This is a genomic window from Spirosoma sp. 48-14, from assembly GCF_001898575.1.
Taxonomy (GTDB): Bacteria; Bacteroidota; Bacteroidia; order Cytophagales; family Spirosomataceae; genus Spirosoma.
This window is the reverse complement of the sequence record NZ_MKUD01000012.1, coordinates 1-1752: the sequence shown is the minus strand read 5'-3', so window position 1 is coordinate 1752 and position 1752 is coordinate 1. Positions and strand designations below refer to the sequence as shown.

Here is a 1752-nt window from a genome sequence, read left to right as displayed (position 1 = left end):
ACGCTAGTAAAAACATTCGCAGCAGCAGCCCTAATCGCAGTATCTACATTCGCTATGGCAGCTGAAGGGCCAGGAGCAAAAGCAACAAAAACAAACGTTAACCTTTCTACAGCAGATTTCGCTTTAGAGCACTATGTCGCGGTAACTACCGAAGGAGAATCTGCAGGTGTAGAACAATTGTTCTCCGAGGATTTCAACCAAAAAATCCAAGCTTCCAATGCACAGAATCACAGCCGTAACGCTATTGTTAAATCCTTGAAAAAACAAAAAGGCGAGAAGCTGAACTGTGCGGTAAGCACCGAAATCCTTGAGGAGTCGGCGGATTATATGGTAGCCAAAGTGACGTTGACGTTTGAAAACTTTACCAAAACAGACCTAGTGACTCTTGTACGTGAAGGTAATGACTGGAAAGTATCTAAATCGATCAATTCGTATAAATAAGAGCCATCTCAAATAAATATATAAATGTTGTAGAGCCATGTCGAGAGATGTGGCTTATTTTCTAGCTATTTCATAATCGATCATCTCTCATGGCTTATGCTAATAGCATCATTTGCGTAATTGGGTTTGCGTTATCCTGTAGAGGCTGACAACAATAATAGCTGCAGCGACCGTCAGCACATGATGTGTTCCCCTGATAGAATAATGTATAAATCCACCGAGCCCCTGCAACATTAACACAAATTCATTCAAAAAGATTCCAACAAGTAAGCCATAAACGCCATAGTGAATGCCTTTTTCGATTTTTAACATACAAATCTGAAAAGCATACCCAATTAAAAAGAGTGATATTACCACCAAAAGGACGAGGTGAAGATAAGCAATAACAATTGGTCGAAATCCATAAGCTTGTTGGCTCAGAGCAGGTATGACCGATATGCCTTGCAATATCAGTTTGATAAAAATGGCAAACAGGACACATAACCAAATTTTAGATGTATCGGGGCTTAAGCGGAGTGAAATATTGCTTCGGACCAGTCGGACGACTCGTTGTGCTAATGTTCCCCACAGGACAAATTGCAATCCGACTGTAATGACTATAATAATATATAGCCACAGGGGTAAACCCTTCCACCATAGAACAGATAAGAAATAGGTTGGTATAACAGTCATGACATACACGAGCGAAAAACGCGGACTTATTGGTATTTTACCAGTACGTTTATACAGCCAACTGGCAAACAGAGCAATACAGCCAAAGAAAAACCAGCCATTATACTGAAAATGAAGATAAAAATAGACTGATGCAAGCTGTTTTAATGGATCCAGTTGGTGGCTCACTTTGAGATATGCCAGAAAATAGGTCCCTAGTGAACTAAATATATTGAAAAATAGTGCCGACTTAATTAAGATCGAAATGGCCGGAGGAAGCGTCGATGATTTAAGATCCCGCACTAATTGAAAGCAGAACCAATAAGAGACAAGTATCGATAAAAAGGATAATATAATCGAACATAGGTTATAGCCAGCAGCTGAAAAGGAAATAAGCATGCCTATCGAAACCGTCCAATTAGCCCATAGGATATGCTGATATTTCCTGCACAAAATCTGATTGGTTTTTATTCCCAGAACGGTCATTATGAGAAAAATCATAAGAGCTTGGGATACCCAGGCGGAAAAAGCAAAATGCGAATGCGCATGCATGAGGTTTTTCTGGTCGATCCAAGGAATGGGAAATAAAAATTTTAAGCGCATAATCAACCCGAAAATACCTACAATAAGTAAATTGAATAGGGTGATGACGATCCATTT

The 1752-nt window shown here is 39.6% G+C and carries 2 protein-coding genes; one reads left to right on the top strand and one right to left on the bottom strand.

Going from position 1 to position 1752, the window contains the following annotated elements:
- Positions 1-441: nuclear transport factor 2 family protein (locus BGO59_RS10815; protein WP_293683647.1), on the top strand; the 441-nt coding region annotated here is incomplete at its 5' end.
- Positions 442-549: 108 nt separating this feature from the next.
- On the opposite strand, the gene BGO59_RS10810 is transcribed toward BGO59_RS10815, so the two are convergent.
- The coding region (locus BGO59_RS10810) for a hypothetical protein (protein WP_293683646.1) at positions 550-1752 on the bottom strand (1203 nt) is incomplete at its 5' end.